Origin of the sequence: Sporosarcina sp. NCCP-2222 (assembly GCF_023168145.1) — a bacterium.
GTDB lineage: Bacteria > Bacillota > Bacilli > Bacillales_A > Planococcaceae > Sporosarcina.
On the sequence record NZ_BQYK01000001.1, the window covers coordinates 209,218 to 215,993 of the forward strand.

At 44.4% G+C, this 6,776-nt stretch carries 7 protein-coding genes; 3 read left to right on the top strand and 4 right to left on the bottom strand.

The window, feature by feature from the left end; all coding sequences use genetic code 11:
* The first annotated feature begins 174 nt into the window (after positions 1–174).
* A complete protein-coding gene (locus tag NCCP2222_RS01225; RefSeq protein WP_248508847.1) occupies positions 175–546 on the top strand; it encodes a hypothetical protein in 372 nt (123 codons plus the stop codon).
* Complete coding sequence (locus NCCP2222_RS01230; protein ID WP_248508851.1) at positions 547–1,014, top strand: MltG/YceG/YrrL family protein; 468 nt, start codon at positions 547–549, stop codon at positions 1,012–1,014.
* A gap of 18 nt (positions 1,015–1,032) precedes the next feature.
* Here NCCP2222_RS01230 and NCCP2222_RS01235 read toward each other — a convergent pair whose 3' ends face one another.
* From NCCP2222_RS01235 to NCCP2222_RS01250, 4 genes are all read right to left on the bottom strand, one after another.
* Positions 1,033–3,213: a peptidoglycan D,D-transpeptidase FtsI family protein gene (locus NCCP2222_RS01235; protein ID WP_375709154.1), complete on the bottom strand. Its 2,181-nt coding sequence runs from the start codon at positions 3,211–3,213 to the stop codon at positions 1,033–1,035.
* 121 nt (positions 3,214–3,334) lie between these two features.
* On the bottom strand, positions 3,335–3,937 hold the full coding sequence (locus NCCP2222_RS01240) for a superoxide dismutase (RefSeq protein WP_248508860.1): 603 nt from the start codon (positions 3,935–3,937) through the stop codon (positions 3,335–3,337).
* Positions 3,938–4,022: 85 nt separating this feature from the next.
* On the bottom strand, positions 4,023–4,508 hold the full coding sequence (locus NCCP2222_RS01245; RefSeq protein ID WP_248508864.1) for a DUF456 domain-containing protein: 486 nt from the start codon (positions 4,506–4,508) through the stop codon (positions 4,023–4,025).
* Positions 4,509–4,524: 16 nt separating this feature from the next.
* On the bottom strand, positions 4,525–6,156 hold the full coding sequence (locus NCCP2222_RS01250; RefSeq protein ID WP_248508866.1) for a Na/Pi cotransporter family protein: 1,632 nt from the start codon (positions 6,154–6,156) through the stop codon (positions 4,525–4,527).
* A gap of 201 nt (positions 6,157–6,357) precedes the next feature.
* Here NCCP2222_RS01250 and NCCP2222_RS01255 point away from each other — a divergent pair.
* The coding region (locus NCCP2222_RS01255) for a DUF1189 family protein (RefSeq protein ID WP_248508868.1) at positions 6,358–6,776 on the top strand (419 nt) is incomplete at its 3' end.

Here is a 6,776-nt window from a genome sequence, read left to right on the forward strand (position 1 = left end):
TGTTGTCCCTCCCACTCATTGCAATATACATTTAATCTTTATATGAGCATGATTTATACGACTTTTCAATTGTAACATATTTGCTGTAATTGTCCAGAGGAAAGTTTGAAATTTCATTAGCCCTTTGGTTGTGGTACTATGGTGGAAAAGGTTTATTTTACCGGAGGAATACTAGTGGACAACCTAATATTGCTTTTGTTGATCGTTGGCATCATATGTGTTTTGCTTTCTTTCTTTTTTGGACGCTCCTCCCATAGACATGCAGAGGATATCGAAAACATCTCCATCAGTTTGCACCAGGAAACAAATCAGCTGAAAAAAAGGCTGAAAGCAGTCGAAGAGGAATTGATGATCGGCGGCGTAACACACGTCAATCCAGGCATTGGCCCCAAAACAAAAACTAGTTCAAAACCCGTTCATGAAATCATTGTCAATCAAATTCTCTCACTCCACTCTCAAGGATATTCAATTGCCGACATTTCAAAACGCTCTTCCCTTCCAACTGAAGAAGTAGTCGAAGTGCTGCGCATGAGAGGGGTTAGATAAATGCTGCGGGATATTTTTAGATCGGCAGGCATCGGCTGCCTTCTGGCAGGCGGCATTCTTTATTTTGTAGGCCCCACTTCAACAGGCGGCCCTCAAGTCAATGAAGCAGGGAAAATAAAAGCCCTAGAACAGGAGCTGGAAGCGGTAAAAAGGGAACTGGCGACCGCACAGCGAACCTCGTCAGTCGACCAGCCTACAAATACGCAAAAGGACACCTCCGCTAAGGATGCTGCAACCTCTCCTACAGATGGCCAAATGACTAAAACCATTCTTACCATCGAGCCGGGAGCTGTTTCCACTAAGATCTCTTCGCGCTTGGAACGGGCTGGCATTATTCAAAGTGCTGCGGAGTTTGATCGCTATTTGCAAGAAAAAGGGTTATCCGGCCGGATTCAGGTCGGCGAGTATGAGGTCGATTCTACTATGGATCTCAAGACCCTCGCTTCCATCATTACGAAGGCAAAATAAGAAAAAGCGTCGGACGTTTTACCGTTCGACGCTTTTATTATCCTCTTCCTTTTTTTCTTTCTGACGGTCAATCTTTAATTCCGAAGTGACAGGCTGCTCTTCCGTTAGCCTCTGTTTCTTAAGCTCGAAATAGATATCCAGTGCTTCCCGTGCGATTTCATTGCTCGTATGAGGATATTTGCTACGATTTGTTGAGATATTTGGAATGACAACTGAAAAAGCGACTTCCGGCTCTTCGACTGGCGCATAGCCAATATGGGTCAAGTTGACAGTCTTCGTTCCATATTTACTGCGGTCCGTACCATCATAGTATGCCGACTGGGCTGTCCCCGTCTTCCCTGCCACTGTGTAGTCCGCACTCGCAAATAAATTAGGTGCTGTTCCCCGAGGGCTATACGTATATAGCATCCCTTTTTTCACTTGTTCGATCTCTGCGTCCGTATTCGGAATTCTGTTGAGGACCGATGTTCCGGATTCTTGAATTAATGGACCGAAAGTTTCTCCATCAGGAGACGGTTCACGTACCTCTTTCAACACTTTCGGCGCAACGCGATAACCACCATTAGCAACCGTGGATACATATTGGGCTAATTGCAAAGGCGTATAAGTATCGAACTGGCCGATTGCAAAGTCAAGCAATTTACCTGAAATGGTCTCTGTGCCTGTAAAACCTGCGTATTCACCTGGTAAGTCGATGCCAGTTTTTACGCCAAGCCCGAAAGAAGCATACGACTGGCGTAGCCGTTCGAATCCTTCAATGTTAATAGGGAGCCCTTTATGCGGACGGTAAACCGCATCTCCAAGAGCCATGGCAATTTTAAACATGTACACGTTGGAGGACTTTCCGAGCGCTTCGATGTCACTGATGGCCACTCTGCCGTTTTGGTTGAAAAGGGAGCGTTTTACCTGGGAGCCAATATAGATAGGTTCGTCTATTTTAACTTCCCCGATTTTAAGTACGTTTTGGCTGTATCCTGTCAGAACGGTTGCCAGCTTGACAGTGGAACCAACTTCATAAGCGGAAGTGAACGTTCCAAATGCGTAGTCCCGGACTTCCCATTTGCCGGTTTGTTCATCTTGCACTAGTTGTTTACCGACAAGAGCAAGCACTTCCCCGTTATTCGGATCCATCATGACGAGAAACGCACGATCCAGCAAGCCGGATGTACTCATTTTTTTCAAATTTAACAATTTGTCGGAGACAAGCTGCTCGAGTGCTTCCTGCAAATCACTATCCATGGAAAGGACAAGGTCTTTGCCGGGCTCTCCTTCTCTGACCGTCTTCGTCTCAACCACACGGCCAGTCCGGTCCTTCACGTTTTTGACAATCGTCTTTTGGCCTTTCAGCAGCTCTTCGTAATACTGCTCCAAATAACTGACTCCAACTCGATCATTCCGTGAGTAATCCCTCGCCAGGAAATAGTCGAGGCGGTTTCGAGGAATCCCTCGGATCGGTGTAGTTGTCGATCCAATAATCGTATTATCGGATAGTCTCACCCTCTCCCAATCGGTTGTCGTATTGACGCCAGGCAGTTCACTAAGTCTTTCAGAAACCGATGCGAACTCTCGTTCCGTCACATTGCCGCTTTTAATAATTTGTGGTGAGTATGCGTAACCCGACATCATTTCTCGATAGATTGCCAGCACTTCCAATTCATCTTTTGAGAAGGAATCCAATTCTTCTTCGGTAATTCGTTCACGCGTCAATTGGTTAACGATTTTCTGAATCTCTTTATCCGTCATTTGTTCATTTTTTTTACGAATTTTAGCTACTTCTTTTGCGGGAACTTTCTCAGCCGCTTCTTCGGGATGGAGCAGAATCCAATAATCCCGCTTATCCCCGATGGTGACCCGTTTCGTGTCCTGCTCAATCAGTTCGGCAAGTTTTTTGGCGATTTCAAGCATTTCCGCAGATGTGGTGGATGTTGTCTTCGTATATGTAATGGCATTCTTCGGTTCATTATCAACGAGCACTTTGCCTGTCCTGTCGTAAATCCGGCCACGCGGCACACTCGTATTCACCGCAATATCCTCCGTCCGTTCGAGTTCGCGTTTATAATCCTCGCCTTTGACAATCTGTAAATATCCGAGACGGAGAATGAGTAAAGAAAACAGAATGAATATAGAAAAAAACAAGAAGTTCATCCTGAACGCGATATGCTTGCGCTGCCGTATTTTCGCCTGATCTGTTTTGCGCATCGGCTTTTTCACCAGTCTCCCCCCAATCGTTCTTTTCATAAAACCTATTGCATTATATCATTCAAAAAGAAAAAAGCATACATCTTGACGAACAAGATGCATGCCAGGTTGCTATAATCTATTACTTTTCGAAACGCTTAGCAACTTCATCCCAGTTGATAACGTTCCAGAACGCTGAAATATAATCAGGACGTCTGTTTTGGTAGTTTAGGTAGTATGCATGCTCCCAAACGTCCAAGCCAAGTAGAGGCGTCTTGCCTTCCATCAATGGATTGTCTTGGTTTGGAGTCGAGATGACTTCAAGCTCGCCATTGTTAAGTACAAGCCATGCCCATCCTGAACCAAAGCGAGTAGTAGCTGCTTTTGCAAATTCTTCTTTGAACGCGTCAAAGCTGCCGAATTTCTTTTCGATCGCTTCCGCTAGCGCTCCAGTTGGTTGACCGCCGCCATTTGGCGAAAGGATTTGCCAGAAGAGAGTATGGTTTGCATGACCGCCGCCATTGTTGCGGACAGCAGTGCGAATATCCTCAGGAATTGCATCCATATTGGAAATTAGCTCTTCAACTGATTTGGAAGCCAAATCGTCATGTCCTTCCAATGCGTTATTCACATTAGTAACGTACGTATTATGGTGTTTTGTGTGGTGGATGTTCATCGTTTCTTTGTCGATGTGTGGTTCCAACGCATCGTATGCGTATGGCAGTTCTGGTAATTGGTAAGCCATTTGTCCATTCCTCCTCAATAGATTCAATAATTATCCTACGTATTTAACAGTATCAAAATTAAGAAATCCAATCAATTGAAATGAACTATTTGGCAACGAATAGAATAAATATGGCAATCATCACAAGCATAATGCCACCTTTTACTAGAACAGAAGTCAAAAAACCAACAAGTGAACCGATACCCGTCAAAAGAGATTGCTTCAATCCTGAGCGGGAGACTATCAACTCTGCAAGGACAGCTCCGATAAATGGGCCAAGCAAGATTCCTGCAACTGGAATGACAAACGGACCGGCAAGCAGTCCGATTGTACTTCCCCACATACCGGCTTTGGATCCTCCAAACCTTTTGACACCGACCAGATTGGCCAATGTGTCCGCAGAGAAAAGAAGGACAACAAAGAGGATTTGGATAAGCCAAAACAACCAATTCATTTCGTCAAAGGACACAATCCAGCCATATAGCAGAAATCCGCCAACAATGAATACAACTGATGGAATGATCGGATAGATCAATCCAGCGAACGCCACTAGAAAAAAGATAATCGCGACAATCCAGCCGATCCATTCCATACAAATCGCTCCTTTTTTATGCCCGCTTGCCTAGTACAGCTTCCGCTATGTTTACTGCGTGGTCGCCAATCCGCTCCAAATTGGATACGATATCGACGAAAACGATACCCGCCTGTGCGGAGCAATGACCGCCGTTCAAACGGACAATATGGTTTTTGCGGAACTTTCTTTCCATCTTATCGATCAAATCCTCTTGCTCTGCCACCGCCCGGGCAAGTTCCGTATCATTCAAGTCGAGTGACTTTACGGCCTTTCCTACTGTTTCAATTGTCAAAGTGAACATCTCAGTCAAATCATCCAAAGCATCCTCTGTCAGTTTGACGCGATTCATTTCCCTGAAATCGATCAGTTCAATAATATTTTCGAAGTGGTCTCCGATCCGTTCAATATCCCGTACCGTATCCATCAGCATGACATGTCGTGCTGACTCAATAGGCGAAATATTAACCGCTGAAATCTCAACTAGATAGTCTGTTATTTTTCTGTCCAGATTGTTGATCGCATCTTCAATCTGATATGCGGTTTCGGCATGCTTTTTATTGCTAGTCTTTAGATATTCAAACGTCTCTCCCAAGCCCTGTACTGCAAAATCACCCATGCGGATAATTTCTTCCTTCGCTTGTCCGATTGCGACAGCTGGAGATTGTGTAATGAAATTTGGATCCAAGTGTTTCGGCTTATATTCAATCGTAACATCTTTGCCCGGAATAAGCTTCGTGACGAAATATGCCCACGCGCCGATTAAAGGAAACTGGATAATCGTATTGGCGACGTTGAATGAACCATGTGCAAATGCAATTTGCATTTTGCTTTCCAAATTCAACACGCCGCTGAGCCACTCGACATACATCGTGAATGGATAAAGTAAAATCATGAAAATAATCGTTCCGACAACATTGAAAAGAACATGAGTCGCTGCTGCGCGACGTGCCGCAACAGATGCACCAAGCGCTGCAAGTATCGCAGTAATGGTTGTTCCTATGTTATCACCGAATAAAATCGGCAACGCCCCTTTTAAGTCAACCAAATTCTCCGCATATAATCCTTGCAGAATACCAACAGTTGCACTTGAACTTTGGACGACCAGTGTAAAAACAGTTCCTGCTACAACGCCGAGCAATGGGTGATCGCTCATGGATAATGTAATATCCGTAAATGCCTCCAATGATCGGAGCGGCTTCATACCATTACTCATCAGTTCCAAGCCTAAAAAGAGCCCTCCAAAACCGAAAATGACTTCCCCTAAGCTTTTAATCGAACTTTTCTTAATGAAGAAAATGAGAAATGCACCGAACGCCATAATCGGAAGCGCATATGCCCCAACATCCAGGCCGATAATGAATGCCGTAACGGTCGTCCCAATATTGGCACCCATTATAACACCGATCGCCTGTCTAAGCGTCATAAATCCGGCGCTGACAAGCCCAACTGTAATAACAGTCGTTCCTGAGCTTGACTGGATCAGAACAGTGACGATAATACCGCTCAGCACGCCCATGAACGGATTGGTCGTAAAGCGGTCTAAGATGGAACGTAGCCTGTCCCCTGCGGCCTTCTGCAGACCATCCCCCATATATTTAATAGCAAAAAGGAATATCCCCAGTCCACCAACGAATTGGAAGATCATTTCTTGCCAATTTACCTCCATTAACACGTCAACCTCCATCATCCTGAATATGTATCGATTCCATTATGTTGATAGTATTAACGAATTGTAAATAGAACGAGGAGAATCTTTACATAGCCTTTACAATTCGTTCGACAAAAGACATCAATCTGTCGAATTTACTATCCATCATTTGACCCGCTTGCTTATGGTAGACTATTTATAGATAAAGGAGGAGCACAATTGAAATTCCATCAACTGTTTCTAGCCGCTTTAAAGGAACCAAAAAAACTTGCGGCTTTCAGACTGTTGCCGATTGGCAAAGTCATTCAATATGTTTTTCTGTTCATTGGCATTTATACAGTTATATCATTTACTAGATTCATTTTCGGAGATGTAAGTCTTTTCGAGGCTTCACCAGAACTGATGGAATACAGCCGAACGATCGGATGGCTACTCTATCCGATAGCGTTCGTCTTACAATTTGTCATAACGACGTTTTATATTTTCGTCAGAATAAGCCTTTTCGGACTAGCCGGGCTGTTAATTGCCATGCTTATGCAGCGCAAAGCGGAATATCGCCATATTTGGAGGACCGCGGCAATTTCTGTAACTGTTCCGCTTCTTGTCACGTTAGTGCTGGATTCATTTCCGGCATGGCA